This window comes from uncultured Massilia sp., assembly GCF_913773735.1.
In the GTDB taxonomy this organism is placed as follows: Bacteria; Pseudomonadota; Gammaproteobacteria; order Burkholderiales; family Burkholderiaceae_D; genus Telluria.
Genome location: NZ_CAJYEB010000049.1, coordinates 73,025 through 93,756 on the forward strand (window position 1 = coordinate 73,025; position 20,732 = coordinate 93,756).

Annotated in this window: 19 protein-coding genes; 11 read left to right on the forward strand and 8 right to left on the reverse strand. The window is 73.1% G+C overall.

Features of this window, described 5'->3' with window-relative positions:
- Positions 1-70 precede the first annotated feature (70 nt).
- Positions 71-1,258 (reverse strand): tetratricopeptide repeat protein, encoded by a 1,188-nt coding sequence (locus tag QZ749_RS24375; RefSeq protein WP_296952810.1) that lies wholly within the window; start codon positions 1,256-1,258, stop codon positions 71-73.
- Positions 1,259-1,390: 132 nt separating this feature from the next.
- Positions 1,391-2,269, reverse strand: coding sequence for a protein phosphatase 2C domain-containing protein (locus QZ749_RS24380; protein ID WP_296952812.1), 879 nt, complete (start codon positions 2,267-2,269; stop codon positions 1,391-1,393).
- A 161-nt stretch (positions 2,270-2,430) separates the two neighbouring features.
- Between QZ749_RS24380 and QZ749_RS24385 the strand changes: the two genes are divergently transcribed.
- The 4 genes from QZ749_RS24385 to QZ749_RS24400 all read left to right on the forward strand — a co-directional run bounded on the left by QZ749_RS24385 (position 2,431) and on the right by QZ749_RS24400 (position 5,776).
- A complete protein-coding gene (locus tag QZ749_RS24385; protein ID WP_296952815.1) occupies positions 2,431-2,979 on the forward strand; it encodes a hypothetical protein in 549 nt (182 codons plus the stop codon).
- Positions 2,980-3,215: 236 nt separating this feature from the next.
- Positions 3,216-4,127, forward strand: a complete 912-nt coding sequence (locus QZ749_RS24390; RefSeq protein ID WP_296952817.1) for a sensor histidine kinase — start codon at positions 3,216-3,218, stop codon at positions 4,125-4,127.
- Entirely contained in the window at positions 4,120-4,752 is a 633-nt protein-coding gene (locus tag QZ749_RS24395; RefSeq protein ID WP_296952819.1) for a response regulator transcription factor, read from the forward strand. The genes QZ749_RS24390 and QZ749_RS24395 overlap by 8 nt, the downstream gene beginning before the upstream one ends.
- A 28-nt stretch (positions 4,753-4,780) precedes the next feature.
- Entirely contained in the window at positions 4,781-5,776 is a 996-nt protein-coding gene (locus QZ749_RS24400) for an MBL fold metallo-hydrolase (protein ID WP_296952821.1), read from the forward strand.
- Here QZ749_RS24400 and QZ749_RS24405 read toward each other — a convergent pair whose 3' ends face one another.
- Positions 5,777-6,133: a hypothetical protein gene (locus tag QZ749_RS24405; RefSeq protein ID WP_296952824.1), complete on the reverse strand. Its 357-nt coding sequence runs from the start codon at positions 6,131-6,133 to the stop codon at positions 5,777-5,779. It abuts the gene before it with no gap.
- A 127-nt stretch (positions 6,134-6,260) separates the two neighbouring features.
- On the opposite strand from QZ749_RS24405, the gene QZ749_RS24410 reads away from it, so the two are divergent.
- A complete protein-coding gene (locus tag QZ749_RS24410) occupies positions 6,261-6,890 on the forward strand; it encodes a response regulator (protein WP_296952826.1) in 630 nt (209 codons plus the stop codon).
- Positions 6,887-9,871, forward strand: coding sequence for a two-component regulator propeller domain-containing protein (locus QZ749_RS24415; protein ID WP_296952828.1), 2,985 nt, complete (start codon positions 6,887-6,889; stop codon positions 9,869-9,871). The genes QZ749_RS24410 and QZ749_RS24415 overlap by 4 nt, the downstream gene beginning before the upstream one ends.
- On the opposite strand, the gene QZ749_RS24420 is transcribed toward QZ749_RS24415, so the two are convergent.
- Positions 9,844-10,746 (reverse strand): LysR family transcriptional regulator, encoded by a 903-nt coding sequence (locus QZ749_RS24420; RefSeq protein WP_296952830.1) that lies wholly within the window; start codon positions 10,744-10,746, stop codon positions 9,844-9,846. The two genes, QZ749_RS24415 and QZ749_RS24420, sit on opposite strands and share 28 nt — an antisense overlap.
- A 109-nt stretch (positions 10,747-10,855) precedes the next feature.
- On the opposite strand from QZ749_RS24420, the gene QZ749_RS24425 reads away from it, so the two are divergent.
- Complete coding sequence (locus QZ749_RS24425; RefSeq protein WP_296952831.1) at positions 10,856-11,935, forward strand: NAD-dependent epimerase/dehydratase family protein; 1,080 nt, start codon at positions 10,856-10,858, stop codon at positions 11,933-11,935.
- Here the strand turns inward: QZ749_RS24425 and QZ749_RS24430 are convergent.
- On the reverse strand, positions 11,871-12,302 hold the full coding sequence (locus tag QZ749_RS24430) for a GNAT family N-acetyltransferase (protein ID WP_296952832.1): 432 nt from the start codon (positions 12,300-12,302) through the stop codon (positions 11,871-11,873). The two genes, QZ749_RS24425 and QZ749_RS24430, sit on opposite strands and share 65 nt — an antisense overlap.
- 12 nt (positions 12,303-12,314) lie before the next feature.
- Positions 12,315-14,012 (reverse strand): phosphoethanolamine transferase, encoded by a 1,698-nt coding sequence (locus QZ749_RS24435; protein WP_296952835.1) that lies wholly within the window; start codon positions 14,010-14,012, stop codon positions 12,315-12,317.
- A gap of 228 nt (positions 14,013-14,240) precedes the next feature.
- On the opposite strand from QZ749_RS24435, the gene QZ749_RS24440 reads away from it, so the two are divergent.
- Together QZ749_RS24440 and QZ749_RS24445 are read left to right on the forward strand one after the other, a co-directional pair.
- Entirely contained in the window at positions 14,241-14,390 is a 150-nt protein-coding gene (locus QZ749_RS24440) for a hypothetical protein (protein WP_296952836.1), read from the forward strand.
- A 171-nt stretch (positions 14,391-14,561) separates the two neighbouring features.
- Positions 14,562-16,043 (forward strand): SulP family inorganic anion transporter, encoded by a 1,482-nt coding sequence (locus QZ749_RS24445; protein ID WP_296952839.1) that lies wholly within the window; start codon positions 14,562-14,564, stop codon positions 16,041-16,043.
- Between the two features lie 42 nt (positions 16,044-16,085).
- On the opposite strand, the gene QZ749_RS24450 is transcribed toward QZ749_RS24445, so the two are convergent.
- Positions 16,086-17,024, reverse strand: a complete 939-nt coding sequence (locus QZ749_RS24450; protein WP_296952842.1) for a hypothetical protein — start codon at positions 17,022-17,024, stop codon at positions 16,086-16,088.
- Between the two features lie 72 nt (positions 17,025-17,096).
- Positions 17,097-18,041, reverse strand: coding sequence for a LysR family transcriptional regulator (locus tag QZ749_RS24455; protein ID WP_296952846.1), 945 nt, complete (start codon positions 18,039-18,041; stop codon positions 17,097-17,099).
- Between the two features lie 141 nt (positions 18,042-18,182).
- On the opposite strand from QZ749_RS24455, the gene mdcA reads away from it, so the two are divergent.
- The gene (gene mdcA / locus QZ749_RS24460; protein ID WP_296952849.1) at positions 18,183-19,850 is read left to right on the forward strand and encodes a malonate decarboxylase subunit alpha; all 1,668 of its coding nucleotides are present in this window, start codon (positions 18,183-18,185) and stop codon (positions 19,848-19,850) included.
- Positions 19,850-20,731, forward strand: a complete 882-nt coding sequence (locus tag QZ749_RS24465; RefSeq protein WP_296952851.1) for a triphosphoribosyl-dephospho-CoA synthase — start codon at positions 19,850-19,852, stop codon at positions 20,729-20,731. The genes mdcA and QZ749_RS24465 overlap by 1 nt, the downstream gene beginning before the upstream one ends.
- The last annotated feature ends 1 nt before the right edge of the window (position 20,732 follow it).

A 20,732-nucleotide genomic window follows, 5' to 3' on the forward strand; every position in this document is an offset into this window, starting at 1 on the left:
CAATTTGCGCGCGCTACTGTAACGCAGGCAAGCTTGGGCCCCGGCCTGCGCCGGGGCGACGGTCCTGCTCTCAGGGCATGATCCCGTACCTATCCACGAACAGGCGCACGCCGTCCGGATGCGCCTGCAGCCACGCCTCCAGCGCCGGCCGGTACGATTCGCGGTACTGCAGCAGCAGGATCGCCGCTTCCAGCTGGCCGTCCTTGCCGAAGGCGATCATCTGCGCCAGCGCCGGGTCGGACACCGGGGGCTGGCCGGCCGCCGCCGTCTCCTGCATGACCTGCAGCGCCATCCGCCACGCGCCCAGTTCGATCTCGTAGGGAAACAGGGCCTTGTCCCTGGCGGTGCGCGCATTGGCTTCGCTCACGGCCAGGGCCAGGCGCATCGCGTTGTCGGGCGCGGGGGCGCGCTTCTGCAGGTCGCCGTCGATCTCCACCGTGGCCTTGCCGTCGGCACCGATCTTGACGCGCGCACCGCGGCGCAGGTGCAGCGGCTTGAGCGGCATGGCCATCGCGCGGCGCGCCGCCGCCAGCTTGGTCCAGGTGGGCAGTTGCGCCGGGTCGGCGGCGATGCCGTCCAGCAGGGCGCGCTCGGCCTGCGCGCCCTTGCCCTGCGCGGCCAGGGCGTCGGCCAGGAAGCGCCAGGCCTGGCCGTTGCGCGGCTCGATCTCGACGGCCCGGCGGAACAGCCCGGCCGCCTTGTCCCAGTCCTTGCGCATGAACCAGCAGTCGCCGGCCCCGACCCAGGCATACGAGGCCTGCGGGTCGAGGCGCATCGCTTCCTCGAACTGCGCCAGCGCGTCGGCATGGCGGTGCTGGGAGAACAGCTGCTCGGCCCTGGCGATCGCCTGCGCCGCCTGGGCGTTCGGCACGTGCAGCGGCGACGGCGCATCGGCCTCGAGCAGGCGCAGGGTTTCCAGCGCCGCCGGATCGTCCGGCGCCAGCCCCAGCGCCGCCTGCGCCAGCCGGCGCGCTTCGGCGCGCAAGGCGTCCGCCTTGGCCGGATTGGCGTCGGCCGCCACCAGGTAAGCGTAGGCCGCCGACGACACCGGCGTCGACGCCTGCGGCGCGGCCTGGTGGGCGGCGAGGAATTTTGCCAGGGCCTCGGGAACCTTGCCCTGCGCATGCAGGACCTGGCCCTCCTTCAGCAGGTCGGCGCAGGTGCCGGCGCACGGCTCGGCGGCGCGCGCCGGGGCGACGAACATGGGAGCACAACAGGCGGCCAGCAATGCGCAGGCAAGCATCGAACGGTTCATCATGGATCGGATGGCCAAAGACCCGATGGTACCGCGCCGGCGGGCGTCCAAAACTACCGAATTGTCACGCTCACCGGGACGACCGGCACCCGCCGACGCGGCGCGCCCATGCGGTTCTCCAGGAACGTCGGCGCGTCAGTCCAGCCGCCAGGCGACGGCCGACGCGTCGTCGGCCCGCTTGGCGGCGATGCCGGCGCCGGCCAGCGCGCCCGCCTCGAAGGCGCGCAGTTCGTCGACCAGCGCATCCAGGCCGCGCGCCAGGCAGGCCGCCCCCAGGCCGGCGTCGTCGTACAGCGCGTAGGGATCGACGAGGCGGTAGAAACCGTCGCTCATCGCCAGCAGCAGCGCGCCGCGCGGCGCCGCGAGCGTGGTCGTGCGCGCCGCGAACGGGCCGCGCGGCTCCAGGCACAGCACCTGCGGATTGGGCGCCGTGTTCTGGACGTGGCGGCGCTCCTGCAGCATCGGCAGCAGGCGCTCCCAGCGCGCGCCGGCGTCGCTCACGCCTTCGGCCACCAGCGCGGCGACGGCCGCCAGCACCTCCCGCTCGGCGGGATTGTCGAACGGATCGAGGTCGCGCGCCAGCGGCCGTCCCGTGGCGTCGGCGCCCGCCAGCAGGATCTTGCTGTCGCCCAGGCAGTACAGTTCGAGGGTGCCGGCCGCGCCGCCGCGGCCATGGCGCAGGCGCACCCAGCTCAGCGTCGATACCGGCCAGGCATACGGCGGCGCCGGCGGCCCGGCCGCCTGCGCGCGCCAGGCGGCGCGGGTGGCGGACAGGGCCTGGCGCACCAGCGCCTCCTGGCTGCCGGCGCGGTGCAGCACGGCGCCCAGGTCGGCGGCGAACTGGCGCACGAACCACGCCGGATCGCTGTCGCCGGCGCCGATCCAGCGCTGCGGCGTCAGCGGCGTGGCGCCGTCCATCACGATGATGTCGGTACGGCCGTCGCCCTCGTGGACGGCGACCAGGTCTTCGTTGATGCGGCCATTGCCGGCCGATGACACGAGGCTGTACCTCATTCCCGCTCCGTTCGCTATGCACCCGTCCGTTACTATACCCGAGGTCGACGCGGCGATTTCGCCGGCCGGACGATTTTTCCGGGTCGCGCACGCCAGCGCCAGCCGCGGCCGCCTGCTTGCCGGTAGAATGACACGGCCGGGTTCGACTGAAAGGAGTGACCGTGAACATCGCCTGCATCGCCTGGGGTTCCCTGATCTGGAAGCCCGGTCCGCTGAAGCTGGCGTCCGACTGGATGCCGGACGGCCCGCGCCTGCCGCTGGAATTCGTGCGCGACAGCGACGACAGCGACGAGCTGGCGCTGGTCCTGCACGACCCGGCGCCGCCGATGCCGACCTACTGGGCACGCCTGGACGCCGCCGGCCTCGACGACGCGCGCGAGATGCTGCGCCAGCGCGAGAAGATCCGTCCCGCCTACCCGCACTGGGTGGGCAGCATCCCCAATCCGCACGGGCCGGCCGATGCGCGCATCGCGCCGTGGATGCGCGCGCGCGGCCTCGACGCCGTGGTGTGGACGGCCGTGCCGGCCAAGTTCGCCGGGGTCGGCGAGCGCGCGCCCAGCGCGCACGAAGCCGTGGCCTTCCTGGCCGGCCTGGATGGCGAACGGCGCGCCAGGGCGGAGGACTACGTGCGCCGGGTGCCGGCCGACATCCGCACGCTGTACCGCGCGCTGTTCGAGGAGCGGCTGGGCTGGACGCCGCGCCAGTCCTGAGCCGGTGGCGCGCGCCGACGCGGCCCGCCACTGTCCTTTGGACAGGTACCGGCCGGCGCGCGATGCGGTATGCTCCATCCTGCACCTTCAGCAACCGGAACGCCATCATCCTTTGGTATTAGCCGGTATCTCTTCGTATAGCTAGACTGCCGGGCTTGCACTGCCGACAATGCAGCCATGTCACGTGCCGCCCCAGGGCTGCCGTGCGCACGGTTCCAACGTACGAGGAGCAGCCCATGAGCAACCACCCATCTCCCTCCGGCACCGGCCCGGCCATGCCGCCGACGGCCATCGGCCAGCTGGCCGCGTCCATCGCCCACGAGGTCGACCAGCCGCTCGCCGCCATCGCCCTGCACGCACGGGCCGCGCTGCGCTGCATCGAGCGCGCCCAGGCGGCGGCCGCCGGCCATGACGGCCATCCCGAAGGCGGCCAGGCCAACCGCCAGGCCGGCGAGGCGCTGCGCGCCGTGCTGCAGGCCTCGGCCCATGCCAGCGACATCCTGCGCAGCATGCGCACGCTGGCCGGCCAGGCGCATGCCGCGCGCGAGCACTGCGATCTGGCCGGCGCCGTCGACGACGTGCTCGCCGTCCACGAGGACGAGCTGGCGCGCCTGGGCGTGGCGCCGCGCGTGAGCATCGCACGCCAGGCGCGCACCGTGCACGCCAGCCCGGTGCAGTTGCGCCAGCTGCTGCGCAACCTGGTCGGCAACGCGGTCGACGCCCTCGCCGCCGTGCCCGCCGCCGGGCGCCAGCTGCGCATCGCGGCCCAGCTGGACGGCGCCGGCATGCTGGTGCTGACCGTGCATGACACCGGCATCGGGATGGATGCGGCCCACGCGCGCCACGCCTTCGACCCGATGTTCACGACCAAGCCGGGCGGCCTGGGGCTGGGCCTGGCGATCTGCCGCGCCATCGTCGACGCCCACGGCGGCCGCATCTGGGCCGAGGCGCTGCCGGGCCGGGGCTGCATGGCCGGCGTCGCGCTGCCGCATCCGGCGCACGAGGCCGTCGCCGACGGCGCGGGGCAAGGCGCAGGGCAAGGTGCGGCGGCGCGCCGCCGCCATGTGCCCGTGGCGCCAGCCTCGCATGCCGTGCCCCCCGCACTCGCCCACGACCGCTTCGCCACCACGGAGGACCACCATGGATGACCGCCGCCCGATTTCCCTCGTCATCGCCGACGACCACCCGCTGATCCTGGCCGGCCTGGCCGCCATGATCCGCGACGAGCCGGCGCTCACGCTGCTGGGCCAGGCCGTCGACGGCCCGGCCGCCGTCGACATGGTCCTGCGCCTGCGCCCGGACGTCCTGCTGATCGACCTGAACATGCCAGGCGGCAACGGTGTCGACGCGATCCGCCGCATCCGCGCCGCGCTGCCGGACGCCAGGATCGTCATCCTGACGACCTGGGAAGGCGACGAGGACGTGCACCGCGGCCTGCTCGCCGGCGCCAGCGCCTACCTGCTCAAGCAGTCCAGCCTGGAACAGGTGGTCGACTGCGTGCGCCAGGTCGCCGCCAACCGCCGCTACCTGGCGCCCGGCCTGGCCGAGAAGCTGGCCGCGCGGGTGCCGGCCAACCGGCTGTCGCGCCGCGAACTGGAAATCCTCGCGCACCTGAGCGCCGGCATGAGCAACAAGATGATCGCGCGCACCGAGAACATCGGCGTGGGCACCGTCAAGTACCACGTCAACAACATCCTGTCCAAGCTCGACGTCTCGTGCCGCACCGAGGCGGCATGCGTGGCGGCGCGGCGCGGACTGCTGCACCACGTCTGAACCCACCAACTCCCCGACAGGAACCACGATGAAACGATCCGCCACCGCGCGCGCCGCGCGCGTCCTGGCCGCCGCCCTGCTGGCGACGGCCGCCACCGCCGCTCCCCTCGCCGCCCGCGCCGCCGCGCCGCTGGCCGCCGTCCAGGCCCCCGGCTGGTACCGCACCATGGTGGGCGCCTACGAGGTCACCGTCCTCTCGGACGGCACCCATACCTTCCCGGTCAACGACGTCATGACCGGCATCGCCGCGCCGGACGTGGCCCGCGCGCTCGACCGCCAGGCGCTGAAACCGCCGGTGCAGGGCTCGATCAACGCCTTCCTGATCAATACCGGCAGCCGCCTGGTGCTGATCGATACCGGCGCCGGCAGCCTGTACGGCGCCTGCTGCGGGCGCCTGCTGGCCAACCTGCGCGCGTCCGGTTACCGGCCCGAACAGGTCGACCTGGTGCTGCTGACCCACTTGCACAAGGACCACGTGGGCGGCGTCCTGGCGGACGGCAAGCCGGCCTTCCCGAACGCCGTCGTGCGCGCCGCCCGCACGGACGCCGACTACTGGCGCGACGCCGGCAGCAAGGCGCGCGCCCCGGACTTCCTGTCGACCTTCTTCGACGCCGCCAAGGCCGCGCTGGCGCCGTACGACGCGGCCGGCCGCTTCGTCCCGTTCGACGCCGCCGGCGCCGCCGAGCTGGCGCCCGGCATCCGCGCCCTGCCGGAGAGCGGCCACACGCCCGGCCATACCGGCTACCTGGTCGAGAACGGCGGCCAGGCGCTGCTGGTGTGGGGCGACGTGGTGCACGTGGCGGCGATCCAGCTCGACCATCCCGACGCCGCCGTCAAGTACGACAGCGACCGCGACGACGCCGTGGCGACGCGCCGCGCGCTGCTCGAGCGCGCCGCGTCGCAGCGCCTGCTCGTGGGCGCGGCCCACGTCGCCTTCCCCGGCCTGGGCCACCTGCGCCGCGACGGCGCCGGCTACACCTGGATCCCCGCCAACTACGAGGGCGATCCGGCCGATCCGCACTGATCAGCCATCGACCAGGTAGCGCGACGGCTCGGCCAGCGCGGCCGACGCCATCGACGCGCCCTGCGCCATCGCCTTGAACAGGCGCCGCACCACCCGGCTCAGCGAGACGTGGCTGCGGCCCCGGCGCAGCAGGTCGTGGCAGCCGCGCAGGCGGTAGCCGTCGAAGAACACGATGTCGTAGTCGACCTGCACGTCGCGGCAGGCCGGCGCCGCCTCGTCGGCCCAGCCGGCCAGCACCCGGTTGGCCATGCGGAACTCGCTGACCACGACGGTGGCGCTGGCGCGGCGCGTGAGGCGGATGCGCACGACGTCGATCGGTTCGGCGGCGCAGCTGGCGGCATGGGCGGGGATGGTCATGGCGGGCTCCGGGAAGGGGTGGATGATGACCGATGGTAGCAATGCACGCCAGCACGCGCCTATCCCATAGGACAGGGCCGCGATATTGTATGATTCACGAGGACCACGACCAGACATGATGTTCAGCATGACCAGCACCGACACGATCCGCGTGATGATCGCCGACGACCACCCGATGATGCGCGAGGGTATCGCCGCGTCCCTGTGCGCCCACGGCGGCATCGAGATCGTCGCCGAGGCGGCCGACGGCGACGAGGCGATCCACTGCTTTTCCAGCCAGCGTCCGGACGTGGCGCTGGTGGACCTGCAGATGCCCGGCAAGGACGGGCTGGAAGCGATCCGCGCGATCCGCAGCCTGCATCCTGACGCGCGCCTGATCGTGCTGACCACCTACGACGGCGATGCCCGCATCGCCGCCGCGCTCAAGGCCGGCGCCTCGGCCTACCTGCTCAAGAACGTGCCCGGCCGCGAGCTGGCCGCCACCGTGCGCGAGGTGCACAACGGGTCGCACGTGCTGCCGCAGGCGCTGCGGCGCGAGGTGGCGATCCACTACGCCGGCGACGCGCTGTCGCCGCGCGAGCTGGACGTGCTGCGCCTTGCCGCGCTGGGCCATTCGAACCGCGCGATCGGCGGCCACCTGCACATCGGCGAGACCACGGTCAAGACCCACATGAGCACCATCCTCGTCAAACTCGGCGCGAACGACCGGGCGCACGCCGTCACCCTGGCCGCGCAGCGCGGCTACATCGACCTGTGACCACGCGCCGCCACCGGTTGCCCGCGCTCGCGCTGGCGGCGTGGATGGGCGGCGCCGGCGCCGCGCCGGTGGCGCCGGCGCCGCAGGAAGCGGCGCGCTACCAGCACAAGCAGTGGACGGCGGCCGACGGCGCGCCGCTGCAGATCACCAGCATGGCGCAGACCAGCGACGGCTGGCTCTGGCTCGGGACGTTCGACGGCCTGTACCGCTTCGACGGCCTGCGCTTCATGCGCTACCCGCTGCCGCGGCGCACGGCCGCCAACAGCAGCCGCATCATCGCGCTGCACGCCGGCCCGCGCGACGACCTGTACATCGCCTATGCAGGCGAAGGGTTGTCGCGGCTGGCGCCGGACGGCACCCTGGAGGCGCTGCCGCCCGGGCCGGCGCCGGCGCCGGCGCAGCAGGTCAACGCCATGGTGGTCGATACCGACGGCAGCCTGTGGACGATGCACGCCGGCATCGAGCACCTGCAGGGCGGGCGCTGGGTTACGGTGGCGCCGGCCGCCGACTGGGCCGGCACCGAGCAGCGCAGCTTCGCCATCGACGCCCAGGGCCGGCTGTGGGCGGTCAGCGACCGCGCCACCTGGCGCCTGGACCGGGCGCGCATGCGCTTCGAGCGGGTGCTGGACGTGGGCGGCGAACCCGTGCTCGCGCCGGACGGCCGGCTGTGGCTGCTGGAACCCGACGGCGGCGCGCGCGTGATCGCCGCGGCCGGCAACGGCGCGCCCGTCGGCCGCGCCGCCGGCCACTATGCGGGGCAGTTCGGCCCGGACGGCGCGCTCTGGCTGCTGGCGGGCTGTCCGCAGCGGGTCTGCGTCGTTCCCGACGCCGCGGGCCGGCCCGGCGCGCGCTACGCCGCGGCGCGCGCCGCGACGCTGCACTTTCCCGGCGCCGCCACGCTGTCGGGCATGGTCCCGCACGGCGCGCTGGCCGACCGCGAAGGCAATGTCTGGATCGCCACCGAGAACGGCCTCGATCGTTATCGGCGCAAGGCGTTCGAGCACGCCGGCCTGCCCGGCATCGGTACCCAGTACAGCCTCGCCACCGACGCGGACGGCCGGATGTGGGCCGCGTCCGCGGTCGCGGCGACGCTGTGGCGCCTGCCCGTCGACGGGCCGCCCCGGCGCCAGCCCGGGCCGGCCACGGTCATCGCCCGCGACGCGCACGGCGCGCTGCTGGTGGGGACGCCGCGCGCCATCGAGCGGCGCAGCGACGACGCCGCCGAGCGCATCGCGCTGCCGCCCGGGCCGGACGGCAAGCCGGTCGACCGCGACCTGTTCGGCATCCTCGACGACGGCCAGGTGCTGTGGACGTCGTCGCGCTCCACCGGCCTGATCGGCTGGCGCGACGGCCGCTGGCTGGCGCGCGATGCGTTCCGCCTGCCCCCCAAGATCTTCCAGTCCGCCGCAGGCGGCCCGGGGCGCTTGTGGCTGGCGACCGGGGACGGCAAGCTGTTCCACTACGACGGCGCCAGCGACACCAGCAGCGCGACCGACATCGCGGCGCTGGGCACGGTGAGCGCGATCTTCCCGGACGGCGACCTCACCGTCAGCGGCGACGGCGGCATGGGCGTGGTGCGCGGCGGCGCGCTGCACCTGCTGCGCGCCGCCGATCCGGACGTGCTGCGCAACGTTTCCGGCCGCGTGATCACCCCGGACGGCAACCGCTGGTTCAACGGCGCCGCCGGCCTGGTGCGGGTACGCGCCGACGACTGGCGCCGCAGCGTCGACGACCCGGCCGTGCCGCTGCGCTACCGCCTATTCGACGCGCTCGACGGTTATCCGGGCCACGCCGTCATCGAGAACCGCTGGCCCAGCGCCTGGAGTCCGGACGGCCGCCACCTGTGGCTGGCCACCACCGGCAGCGTGGTGCGTTTCGACACGGGCGCGCGGCTGCCGGCCATTCCCGCGCCGACGGCATCCATCCTGCGCGTGGCCACCGACGGCGAATCGTACGCGCCGCGCGGTCCGCTGGCGCTGCCCGCCGGCACCGGCAGCCTGCGCATCGAGTACACGGCGCCGGTGCTGCACGCGCCCGAGCGGGTCCGCTTCGAATACCGCCTCGACGGCATCGACCGCGGCTGGCAGGACGCCGGCAACCGGCGCGCCATCTCGTACACGAACATCGGCCCCGGCGACTACGTGTTCCGCGTGCGCGCCCTCGACGAGGATGGCCTCACCGGTCCGGAGGACGCCACGCTGGCCCTGAGCGTGGCGCCGACGCTCACGCAGAGCGGCTGGTTCAGGCTGCTGTGCCTGGCCAGCGTCGCCATGCTGGGCGTGGCGCTGTACCGCTACCGGGTGCGCCGGCTGACGGCGCGCCTGGCCGAGCGCATGCGCGTCAAGACCGCCGAGCGCGAACGCATCGCGCGCACCCTGCACGACACCTTCCTGCAGACCGTGCAGGGCCTGGTGCTGCGGGTGGACGCCGTCGCCGCCGCGCTGCCGCCCGGCGACGGCGCGCGCCGCCAGCTCGAGGCCCTGCTGGCGGACGCCGGCCGGGCCATCGGCGAAGGCCGCGAGCAGTTGCAGGAACTGCGCGCGGGCGACGCCCTGGTGCTCGACGACGTGCTCCACGATGCCGTCGCGCGCCTGCGCGCCGCCCACGGCATCGACGTCGCGCTGCGCGTGGAGGGCGAGCGGCGCGCGCTCGATCCGCTCGTGGCCGACGAGGTCGCCGACGTGGCGCGCGAGGCGCTGCGCAACGCCTGCCGGCACGCCGGCGCCGCCCACGTGCGCGCGACGCTGAGCTACGGCCGCCAGGCGCTGGCGCTGCTCGTGGCCGACGACGGCCGCGGCTTCCCGGACGAGGTCCTGCGCGCCGGCGCGCGCGCCGGCCACTGGGGCCTGGTCGGCCTGCGCGAACGCGCGACGCGGATCGGAGCGCGGCTGGCGGTCGGCAACGGCCCCCGGGGCGGCGCCCAGGTGACGCTGGAAGTGCCGGCCGCGCGCGCCTACGCCGCCGCGCCGCCGTCGAGGTAGGCGCGCAGGCCCTCGGCCAGCGCATCGAACGCGGCGCGGCAGCGCGGGCTGTCGCGCAGGTCCTCGTGCATCGTGACCCAGGTATCGAAGGCCAGCGCGAACGCTTGCGGCAGCACCCGCACCAGCGCCGGCGCGCGCGCCGCCAGGCCGGACTGGCAAAAGCCGATGCCGGCGCCGGCGCGGATCAGCGCCAGCTGGGCGACGTCGCTGTCGGTGCGCAGCGAGAACGCGGCGCGGCGCCAGGCCGGCACCGTGCGCGCCGCCTCGCGCACGTAGGGCGGCGGCTGGTCGTAGCCGATCAGCGCATGGCGCGCCAGGTCGGCCGCGCCGGCCGGCATGCCGTGGGCGGCGAGATAGGCCGGGCTCGCATACAGGCCGATGGCAACGGCGCCGATGCGGCGCGCCACCAGCTGGTCCTGGCGCGGCGCCGTCATGCGCACGGCGATGTCGGCCTCGCGCCGCAGCAGGTCCTGCACCCGGTTGGTCAGCACCAGTTCCACCTTCAGTGCCGGGTGGCGCGCGCGCAGCCGCGCCAGGATGGCCGGCATGACCTCGACGCCCATCACCTCGCTCACCGACACCCGCACCACGCCGCGCACGCCGTCGCCGTAGCTGGCCGCGGCCCGTTCCAGCGCCGCGGCCGTGCTCTCCATCGCCTCGGCATGCGCGCGCAGCGCCAGCGCCGCCTCGGTCGGCAGCAGGCCGGATGGCGAGCGCGTGAACAGCGCCAGGCCGAGCCCCGCCTCCAGCGCCGCGACGTGGCGGCCGACCGTCGGCTGCGCCACCCCGAGGGCGCGCGCCGCGCCGGACAGCGAGCCCTCGCGCAGCACGCCCAGCAGGGAGCGGTACAGCTCCCATTCCACATGGCCGCTCACGGACGCCGTCCCGTCATACATAACTGCATAGCCGCTCTCCTCTTTCATGCAATTCCATTGAGCCTGCCGGAGCGCTACGCTGTCAACATCTTTCGACGAGGAGGCGGCAATGGACGACACGATGGACAAGGGCACGGCGCTGGTACTGGGCGCCACGGGAGGCATCGGCGGCGCGGTGGCGCGGCGCCTGCTGCGCGGCGGCTGGGCCGTGCGCGCGCTGCGGCGCGCCGGGCCGGGGGTGGCTCCGGGAGTGGCGCCGCACATGACGCCGCAACCGGCGCCAGCAGCCGGCGATATCGCCTGGATGCAGGGCGACGCGATGGACGCCGCCGCCGTGGCGCGCGCCGCCGCTGGCTGCGACGTGATCGTCCACGCCGTCAATCCGCCCGGCTACAGCCGCTGGGCGCAACTGGTGCTGCCGATGCTGCGCAACGCGATCGCCGCCGCGGAGAACGAGGGCGCGCTGCTGGTGGTGCCGGGCTCGTTCTACAACTTCGGCCCCGACGCCTTCCCGCTGATCGCCGAGGAGGCGCCGCAGCACCCGCTGACGCGCAAGGGCCGCGTGCGCGTGCAGGCCGACGAGGCACTGCGGGCCTGCGCCGCGCGCGGCCGGGCGCGCGTGCTGACGGTGCGCGCCGGCGACTACTTCGGCCCCGGCGCCGGCAACAACTGGTTCGGCCAGGGCCTGGTGAAGCCGGGCCGGCCGGTGACGCGCATCCTGGTGCCGAACGATCCCGGCGTGGGCCACCAATGGGCCTACCTGCCGGACGTGGCCGAGACGATGGCGGCGCTGATCGCGCGGCGCGCCGGACTCGCGCCGTTCGCGGCCTTCCACATGGCCGGCCACTGGGACCCGGACGGCGCCACGCTGGCGCGCGCGATCGCCGACGCGGTGCGCCGGCGCGGCGGCGCCCTGCCCGCGACGCGGCGCTTCCCGTGGTGGGCCGCCATGCTGGCGGCACCGTTCGACGTCACGATGCGCGAGGTGCTGGAGATGCGCTACCTGTGGCGCACGCCGCTGCGCCTGGACAACCGCAAGCTGGTCGCGCTGCTGGGCGCCGAGCCGCACACGCCGCTGGAGCGGGCCGTCGAGTGCACGCTGGAAGGACTGGGGTGCCTGCCGCCTACTGCGCCAGGTGCAGCAGCGGAAACGGCCGCCCCTGGCCGTCGACCGGCGCGCGGCCAATGACGCGGAACCCCATGCGCAGGTAGAACGCCAGCGCGTCGGGATTGGCTTCGTTGACGTCCAGCCGCAACGGCCCCTTGAGGGCGCGCGCATGGGCCAGCAGGACGCGCCCGGCGCCGCGCCGGAACCGGGCCGGATCGACGAACAGCGCCTCGACCGTCGCGCCGTCCAGGCCCATGAAGGCTTGCGGGGCGCCGTCGTCCTCGAGCACCCAGACCTCGAGCGCCGGCAGGACCTGGTCGCGCACGACGGGCAGCAACGCGTCGATGTCCCCGGGGGACAGGAAGTGGTGCGTGGCGCGCACCGAGCGCAGCCAGATGGCCAGCAGCGCATCGGTGTCGGCGGCGCGCAATGCACGGATGGTCGGCATCGCGTCCCGTCCTTACTGCACCGCCGCCGGCAAGGCGGGGCCGCCCGGCAGGGGCGCACGGCGCGCATCGGCGCCGAAGCTGGCGCTGAGCAGGTCGTCCTCGGCGCGGTAGCCGGGCGCACGGATGTCGAGCAGGCCATACAGGGTATGGTCGAGCACGTCGGTGCGGTAGGCCCGGCCCTCGAGCGCGTCGCGGTCGATGCGCGCGGTCTTGTCGGCGCGGTTCGACCACACCAGCAGCGGCACCTGGTAGCCGCTGGCGTCGGTGGCCGAGTGGCCGGCGAAATCGCGGTTGTGGCCCACTTCCTGGCCGTGGTCGGACACGTACAGCAGCGACGTCGGCCGTCCGGCCTGGCGCTGAGCGAGGTCGAGGATGGCGGCGATCACGTGGTCGCCGTACAGCATGGCGTTGTCGTACTGGTCGCGCGCCTTGACGATCCAGAACGGCCGTCCGGCCTGGCGCAGCGCGGCGTCGACGCCGTCCTCGGTGCGCGTGAAGCGGTCGAAGGCTTGCGGATAGCGCAGGTCGTAGCGCAGGTGCGCGCCCTGCATGTGCACGACCACGAGCTTCTTCGGTTCGGGGCGCGCCAGGATCCGCTCCAGCGGCGGCAGCATGCGCTCGTCCAGGCTGCGCGCCTCGCGCCCGCGCCCGCTGTTGACGAACACCTGCTCGTGCGCGTGCTCGGCCAGGATCTGGATCGGGCCGTCGGCCCGTTCCTGGTTCGACACCCAGAACACGCGGTAGCCGGCCACGCGCGCCAGCGCCAGCACGTTCGGCTGGCCGCGCCAGGCCTGCGGGTCGGCGGCGGTGGCCGGGGTCAGCATCTTCAGCAGGGACTGCGCGGTGGCCGCGTCGGCCGAATTCACGTTGCGGAACACCAGCAGGTCCTTGCGCCGCCGCTCCAGCTCGGGCGTGGTGGCGCGCGGATAGCCGTACAGCGACCAGTTGCTGCGGTTGACGCTCTCGCCCAGCACCAGCACCACCGTCTGCTCGGGCGGACCGGCATAGCTGGCCCGGTCCTGCCCGGCGCGCTGCAGGTCGCGCGCGACCTTGCGGCGGATGTCTTCCATCAGCGCGCGCTGGTCGAAATAGTCGTCGACGTAGGCCGGCCAGTAGACCAGCGGATTCTCGCGCGCCATGGTCGGGTTCAGGTGCAGGGCGCCGAACAGCACGGCCAGGCCGGCGCCGATCCAGCGCGCCGCGCGCCCCGCCCGCAGCGGGCCGTCGTGCGGCCGGCCCCAGCGCCGCTCCAGCCACGCCAGCAGCACGACCAGCACCGTCGGCAACGCCGCCACCAGCAGCATGTGCAGGCCGTAGGTGGCGAGGAATTCGCTCGCTTCTTCCGGATTGCTACCGAGGATGGCGTCGGCCACGGCGATGTGCTTGGGCGTCATGCCGTACAACCAGAACAGGAAACCTTCGATCGCGGCGGTCGCCAGCACCAGCCCGTTGAGCAGCAGGGCCGCGCCGGACAGCGCGCGCCGCCACGGCAGCAGCAGCGCCAGGCCGCCCAGCCCGAGGTTGGCGACGGCGGCGAAGGCGGCCGCCTTGGTGAAGCTGTGCTGGTCCTGCATGCCGAGGCGCCAGAACAGGGCCAGGCCGGCGATGGTGACGAGGGCGCGCACGAGCGCGTGGCGCAGCGCGGGCGGCAGCGCGGACGACGGCGCACGCGGTTTTCGCGCAGCGCCGCCGGGACGGACGATAAACAATGCTCTCTCCAGTGGACACGGCCGTGGGGCCGGTGGCGGGCGCCGATTCTGTGTCCGGCTGCGCCGCCGCAAGACATCCCGGACGGGCGGCGCCGGCCATGCCTGGGACCGGTGCACCCGTCAATACCGGCGGATTATTGCACAGGAGATTGCTTAATCCAAGGTAATATGCAGTCGCGACGTTGCCGGCCTTGACGGACAAGCATGTTGCACTGCAAAATGCCGCCCATGACCGCCCCCACGTTCCCGCCCGTTCCCGTCGTCCGCCCGGCCTGCGCCGCCGCGGCCGCGCGCTTCGCGCGCAACGGGCTGGATGCCATCGCCTTCCCGGGCGCCGGGCTGCCGCGCGGTTATTTCTGTTCCGTGACGCCGCCCTGAGCGCCAACTGAGCGCCGGCGCCAGTCGCGCGCCTCCCGGGCGCCGCCCGCCAGCCGTCGCTGCGCGGGCCGCCCACCCGATCGCTTCGCCCGTCCCGTCGCTCGCGCGCGGCAGCACGGGCGCGCCTTTACTCCCCTGTTGCCCGGCACCGCACGCCGGGAAGGAATCCGCATGTCCCTGTCATCCCTGCGCCAGACCTGGTTCTTCAATACCCGCGCCGACGTCCTGGCCGGCCTCGTCGTCGCGCTGGCCCTGATCCCCGAAGCCATCGCCTTTTCCATCATCGCCGGCGTCGACCCCAAGGTCGGCCTGTACGCCTCGTTCTCGATCGCCACGCTGATCGCCTTCTGCGGCGGCCGCCCGGGCATGATCTCCGCCGCCACCGGCGCCATGGCGCTGGTCATGGCCGGCCTGGTGAGATCCCACGGCCTGGACTACCTGCTGGCCGCCACCATCCTGGCCGGCGCGCTGCAGGTGGGCGCCGGCCTGCTCGGGCTCGGGCGCCTGATGCGCTTCGTCTCGCGCTCGGTCGTGACGGGCTTCGTCAACGCCCTGGCCATCCTGATCTTCCTGGCCCAGCTGCCGGAGCTGCTGCACGTGACCTGGCATGTGTACGCGATCACCGCGGCCGGCCTTGCGATCATCTACGGCCTGCCGCGCCTGACGACGGCCGTGCCGTCGCCGCTGGTGGCCATCGTCGTGCTCACCGCCGTCTCGGTCGCCCTGGGCCTGGACGTGCGCACGGTCGGCGACATGGGCCAGCTGCCGGACAGCCTGCCGTCCTTCCTGCTGCCGGACGTGCCGCTGGACCTCGCGACGCTGCGCATCATCCTGCCCTACTCGGCCACGCTGGCCGTGGTCGGCCTGCTCGAATCCCTGATGACGGCGACCATCGTCGACGACTTCACCGACACGCGCAGCGACAAGCGCCGCGAATGCGTGGGCCAGGGCATCGCCAACATCGCCACCGGCTTCATCGGCGGCATGGCCGGCTGCGCCATGATCGGCCAGTCCGTCATCAACGTGAAGTCGGGCGGCCGCGGGCGCCTGTCGACGCTGGTCGCGGGCGTGGTGCTGCTGATCCTCGTCGTGTTCCTGGGCGACTGGGTGCGCCGCATCCCGATGGCGGCGCTGGTCGCCGTGATGATCATGGTCTCGATCGGCACCTTCGACTGGCACTCGCTGCGCCGCCTGCGCGCGCATCCGTCCACGTCCAGCGTGGTGATGCTCGCCACCGTGGCCGTCACCGTCGCGACGCACGACCTGGCCAAGGGCGTCGTCACGGGCGTGCTGCTGTCGGGCGTGTTCTTCGCCCAGAAGGTGAGCCGGCTGCTGCGCGTCGACGCGGCGCTGGAAGCGGACGGACGCACGCGCCGCTACACGGTAAGCGGCCAGGTGTTCTTCGCGTCGGCAGAGCGGCTGGTGCAGGCGTTCGACTACCACGAGGCGCCGGAGGCCGTCGTCATCGACGTCGGGCAGGCGCATTTCTGGGACATCACGGCCGTGGGGGCGCTGGACAAGGTGGTGCTCAAGTTGCGCCGCAGCGGGGTGCGGGTCGAGGTGCTGGGGTTGAACGCGGCCAGCGCGGGGCTGGTGGACCGGTTCGGGGTGCATGACAAGGATACGGAGGGGGGCGTGACGGCGGGGCATTGAGCGACGGCGCCATCGTCGTCGCCCCGGCGCGGACGCGCCCCCTCACTTGCACGGTCGCGCCCCCACCTCGCCTGCCAAGAGCACCGGCGGCACATCGTCGAACGGCTCCGCATCCAGCCCATTCAACGGGCGCGGCGGCACCTCGTTCGGACACGCCGGCACCGCCTTCGGCAAGGACGCCGCCAGCGCGAAGAGCTGGTCGCGCACCGGCCCGCGCACGGCCGGCGCATCGATCCACAATTCGTAGCTGCGCCGGCCCTCGACCCAGGACAGGTGCGACACGGTCGTCCCCGCCGTGTCCCGGAACACGCTAAGGCGCGCCGGCATGCCGCGGATGCGTTCCGGCTCGTCGGCCGGAGCGCGCCACATATTGCTGCCGTCGGCCGACATATCGTGCTCGGACAGCGTCACGCGGTGCCCGTCCGGCGTGCGGAAGCCGCGGTACAGGCGCGAGCGCACGTCGCCGCTCCGTTCCGAGCGCGCCCCCAGGCTTTCCAGTCGCGCGAACGGCGTCTGCCGCAGGTCGACCGGCGCGAACGCCAGGTCGCGCGTGCCCGCGGCCAGCGAGCGGAATCCGATATCGTAGTGCGCCAGGCGGCCCACGCAGCCGAAGTCGACGCCATCCCTGCGCCGTTCGGTGCCTGTCAGGGCGCGGCAATCCGCACTGTCGATGGCCATGCGCCCCGCCACGACCGCGGCCAGCGCCACGACGGCGCCGCCGCCGATGGCCGTCCACTTCCAGGCCCGGCCGCTCATCGCCACGGCGGCCTGGCCGCGCCGCAGGCGCCGGCCGATCCTGGCGCAGGCCCAGCCGAGCGCGATGAGCGGCAGCGCCGGCACCGCAACCACCGCCAGCACGCCGCCGAGCGGCGCCTGCATCCACACATGGAAGCCGAACGCGTAGACGCCGGCTTGGTACAGCGTCGCCAGGACGACGAGGCAGCCGCCCACCCACATTAGCCAGCCGATCGTGCGCTTCACGCTTCTCCTTCCGATGCCGGGAACGGCGGCCAGTGTAAGGCCGTTATTGCTCCTGATGCAAGCATGGCAAGCCTACAGGCGCAGTCCCGGCGCCGGCCGCTGCAGGCCCGCGCCCAGCCCCTTGCCGTACATCCGGCATTCCGCCGCCAGCGCCAGCAGGTTCGGATCGCGCTCGCGCGAGCGCGACAGGATCAGCGTGATCGTCTGCGACGAGGCGTAGGGCTCGTCCAGCGGGATCAGGTCGACCCGCGCGCTGAACTCGGCCACGCGGCCGGGCAACAGGCTGTAGCCCATGCCGCCGCCGACCAGGTTGATCAGCGAGAAGATGTCGCTGACGCGCATGACGGTGTCCGGCACGAAGCCGGCGCGCTGGAAGGCGTGGTCGAAGCTGGCCGCCGTGACGAAGCCGCCGCCGAGGGTCATGAATTTTTCGCCCGCCAGTTCGCGCAGGTCGACGTGCGCGCGCCCCGCGTAGGGCGAACCGAGCGGCGCCGCCAGGTGCACCTTGTCCTCGAACAGCGGCACGCCCAGCAACTGCGGATCGTCGACGGGCCCCTGCAGGCCGATGACGACGGCGTCCAGCCGGCCGTCGTCCAGGCCGTGCAGCAGTTCCTGGTTCGAGCCCAGCGTCAGGTCGATCTGCAGCTCGGGCCGGCGCAACTTGAGGCCCATCAGCAGTTGCGGGATGCAGCGCAGCGTCAGCGAGTACAGCGAACCGATCTTCAGGCGGGTGCCGTTGAAGCCGGCCTGTTCGCGCACCTTGCGGATGCCTTCTTCCGTCTCGGCGACCGCACGCTGCGCATGCTTGGCGAAGGCAAAAGCGGCCGGCAGCGGCGCCAGCGTGCGGCCCTCGCGCCGGAACAGCGGGCAGCGCAGTCCCTCTTCCAGCGAATGCAGCGCGCGGTGGATGCTGACGGTGGACTGGCCCAGTTCTTCCGACACCCGCGCCAGGCTGTGCAGGCGCATGAAGGACAGGAAGACTTCGAGCTTCTTCAATGTAATTTCTTCATCGATCATCGCGTCATCCTATCCTCGATTCACTCGGCAAGCATACCGCAATCATTAACCTCAGAGTAAACGTTCGACGGCCGGGTTGATTGAAAGCCCCCGGCCGTCTTCCTATGCTGGCAGCACAGGTTTTCATCACGAGGAGACACTATGGAAAGCAATCCGTCCACGCCGGCCGGGCGCCGGTGGGACACGCGCCGCCAGGAAAAGGCGCGCCGGCTCGCCGCCGTGGGCCACCTGGCCGACGGCCCGGTGCTGCGTGCCGAGCGGATCGTCGAGGCGCTGGAAGCGCTGGTCGCCAGGGGGGATCGCGTGGTCCTGGAAGGGAACAACCAGAAGCAGGCCGACTTCCTCGCCCGCGCGCTGGTGCAGGTGGATCCGGGCCGGGTCGACGGCCTGCACATGATCATGCCCAGCGTGAGCCTGCCCGAGCACCTCGACCTGTTCGAGCGCGGCATCGCCAGCAAGCTCGATTTCGCCTATGCCGGCGCGCAGAGCCTGCGCATCTCGCAATTCCTGCAGGAGGGATCGCTCCAGGTAGGCGCCCTGCACACCTATGTCGAACTGTATGCCCGCCTGTACGTGGACCTGTCGCCCAATGTCGTGATGGTGGCAGGCTACAAGGCCGACCGCCAGGGCAACCTGTACACGGGGCCGAGCACCGAGGACACCCCGGCACTGGTGGAGGCGGCCGCCTTCCGCGACGGCATCGTGATCGCCCAGGTCAACGAGATCGTCGACGACCCGAAGGACCTGCCGCGCGTCGACATCCCCGGCTCGTGGATCGACTTCGTCGTGGAATCGGATAAACCGTTCTATATCGAGCCGCTGTTCACGCGCGACCCGCGCCTGATCAAGCCGGTGCACGTGCTGATGGCGATGATGGCGATCCGCGGCGTCTACGAGCGCCACCAGGTGCAGTCGCTGAACCACGGCATCGGCTTCAACACGGCCGCCATCGAACTGCTGCTGCCGACCTATGGCGCCCAGCTCGGCCTGAAGGGCAGGATCTGCCGCAACTGGACGCTCAACCCGCATCCCACGCTGATCCCCGCCATCGAGTCGGGCTGGGTCGAGAGCGTGCATTGCTTCGGCGCCGAACTCGGCATGGAAGCCTATACGGCGGCCCGTCCCGACATCTTCTTCACGGGCCGCGACGGTTCGATGCGCTCGAACCGGGCGTTCTGCCAGCTGGCCGGCCAGTACGCCGTCGACCTGTTCATCGGCTCCACGCTGCAGATGGACGGCCTGGGCAACTCGTCCACCGTCACCCACGGCCGCCTGACCGGCTTCGGCGGCGCCCCCAACATGGGCCACGACCCGCACGGCCGCCGCCACGCCACGCCGGCCTGGCTCGACCTCGTCGAGACCGACGACCCGCTCGCGCGCGGCAAGAAGCTCGTCGTGCAGATGGTCGAGACCTTCCAGGACGGCACCGCGCCCACCATCGTCGAATCGCTCGACGCCGTCGACGTCGGCAAGGCGTCCGGCATGCCCCTGGCGCCGGTGATGATCTACGGCGACGACGTGACGCACGTGCTGACCGAGGAAGGCATCGCCTACCTGTACAAGGCGCGCTCGCTGGAAGAGCGCAAGGCCATGCTGGCCGCGGTGGCCGGCGTGACGCCGATCGGCATGCGCCACGACCCGAAGCAGACGGCGCGCATGCGCAAACAGGGCCTGATCGCCCTGCCCGAGGACATGGGCGTGCAGCGCGCCCAGGCCACGCGCTCGCTGCTGGCGGCCAAGAGCATCGCCGAGCTGGTCGACTGGTCGGGCGGCCTGTACGACCCGCCGGCCAAGTTCAGGAGCTGGTGATGACGGCCGTCTTCCCAACCCGCGCGGCGGCGATCGCCGGCCACGCCGTGCAGGCGCTGGTCGACGAGGCGATGCTCACGCCCAAGCCCGGCCTGGTCGACCTGCGCGGCCGCGGCGCGCACGCCGACCTGAGCTGGCCACTAATGTGCGCCTCCGCCTGCGTGCTCGGCCCGTATTTCGAACGGATGGCGCAGGCCGGCGCCGCGCTGGCCGCGGACGGTCCGGCGCTGCGCCGCCGCATCGGCGCCATCGGCCGCGCCGCCGAAGCCGCGATGATGGCGGCAACCGGCGGCGTCAACACCCACCGCGGCGCGATCTGGGCGCTGGGCCTGCTGGCGACGGCGGCGGGCGGCGCCGGCAGCGACGGGCTGGATGCCGGCGCCGTCGCGGCCCGTGCCGGCGCGCTGGCCCGCATCGACGATCCGGACGCCCCCGTCGTCACCGGCAACAAGGGCGAACGCGCACGCATCGAGCACGGCGTCGGCGGCGCACGCGGCCAGGCGCAGGCCGGCTTCCCGCAGGTGACGGCGCACGCGCTGCCGATGCTGCGCCTGTCGCGCGCCCGCGGCGACGCCGAGGCCCATGCGCGCGTGAATGCCCTGTTGGCCGTGATGGCGCGGCTGGACGACACCTGCCTGCTGGCGCGCGGCGGCAAGCCGGCGCTGCTGGCCACCCAGCGCGGGGCGCGCCGGGTGCTGGCGGCGGGCGGCATGGGCACACCGATCGGGAGGCGCCTGCTGGGCGAACTGGAAGCGCGCATGGGCGCGCGGCGCGTGTCGCCCGGCGGCGCGGCCGACCTGCTGGCCGCCGCCCTGCTGCTGGACCGGCTGGAACGCCTGGTGCTGCCGCGACGAGAACAGACGACGATGGAGACGGAATAAA

Excerpts from the sequence above, each read along its gene's own strand:
- QZ749_RS24375 (WP_296952810.1), bottom strand. The coding sequence starts at position 1,258 with ATGATGAACCGTTCGATGCTTGCCTGCGCATTGCTGGCCGCCTGTTGT.
- QZ749_RS24380 (WP_296952812.1), bottom strand. The coding sequence starts at position 2,269 with ATGAGGTACAGCCTCGTGTCATCGGCCGGCAATGGCCGCATCAACGAA.
- QZ749_RS24390 (WP_296952817.1), top strand. The coding sequence starts at position 3,216 with ATGAGCAACCACCCATCTCCCTCCGGCACCGGCCCGGCCATGCCGCCG.
- QZ749_RS24395 (WP_296952819.1), top strand. The coding sequence starts at position 4,120 with ATGGATGACCGCCGCCCGATTTCCCTCGTCATCGCCGACGACCACCCG.
- QZ749_RS24400 (WP_296952821.1), top strand. The coding sequence starts at position 4,781 with ATGAAACGATCCGCCACCGCGCGCGCCGCGCGCGTCCTGGCCGCCGCC.
- QZ749_RS24405 (WP_296952824.1), bottom strand. The coding sequence starts at position 6,133 with ATGACCATCCCCGCCCATGCCGCCAGCTGCGCCGCCGAACCGATCGAC.
- QZ749_RS24410 (WP_296952826.1), top strand. The coding sequence starts at position 6,261 with ATGACCAGCACCGACACGATCCGCGTGATGATCGCCGACGACCACCCG.
- QZ749_RS24425 (WP_296952831.1), top strand. The coding sequence starts at position 10,856 with ATGGACGACACGATGGACAAGGGCACGGCGCTGGTACTGGGCGCCACG.
- QZ749_RS24430 (WP_296952832.1), bottom strand. The coding sequence starts at position 12,302 with ATGCCGACCATCCGTGCATTGCGCGCCGCCGACACCGATGCGCTGCTG.
- QZ749_RS24440 (WP_296952836.1), top strand. The coding sequence starts at position 14,241 with ATGACCGCCCCCACGTTCCCGCCCGTTCCCGTCGTCCGCCCGGCCTGC.
- QZ749_RS24445 (WP_296952839.1), top strand. The coding sequence starts at position 14,562 with ATGTCCCTGTCATCCCTGCGCCAGACCTGGTTCTTCAATACCCGCGCC.
- QZ749_RS24455 (WP_296952846.1), bottom strand. The coding sequence starts at position 18,041 with ATGATCGATGAAGAAATTACATTGAAGAAGCTCGAAGTCTTCCTGTCC.
- mdcA (WP_296952849.1), top strand. The coding sequence starts at position 18,183 with ATGGAAAGCAATCCGTCCACGCCGGCCGGGCGCCGGTGGGACACGCGC.
- QZ749_RS24465 (WP_296952851.1), top strand. The coding sequence starts at position 19,850 with ATGACGGCCGTCTTCCCAACCCGCGCGGCGGCGATCGCCGGCCACGCC.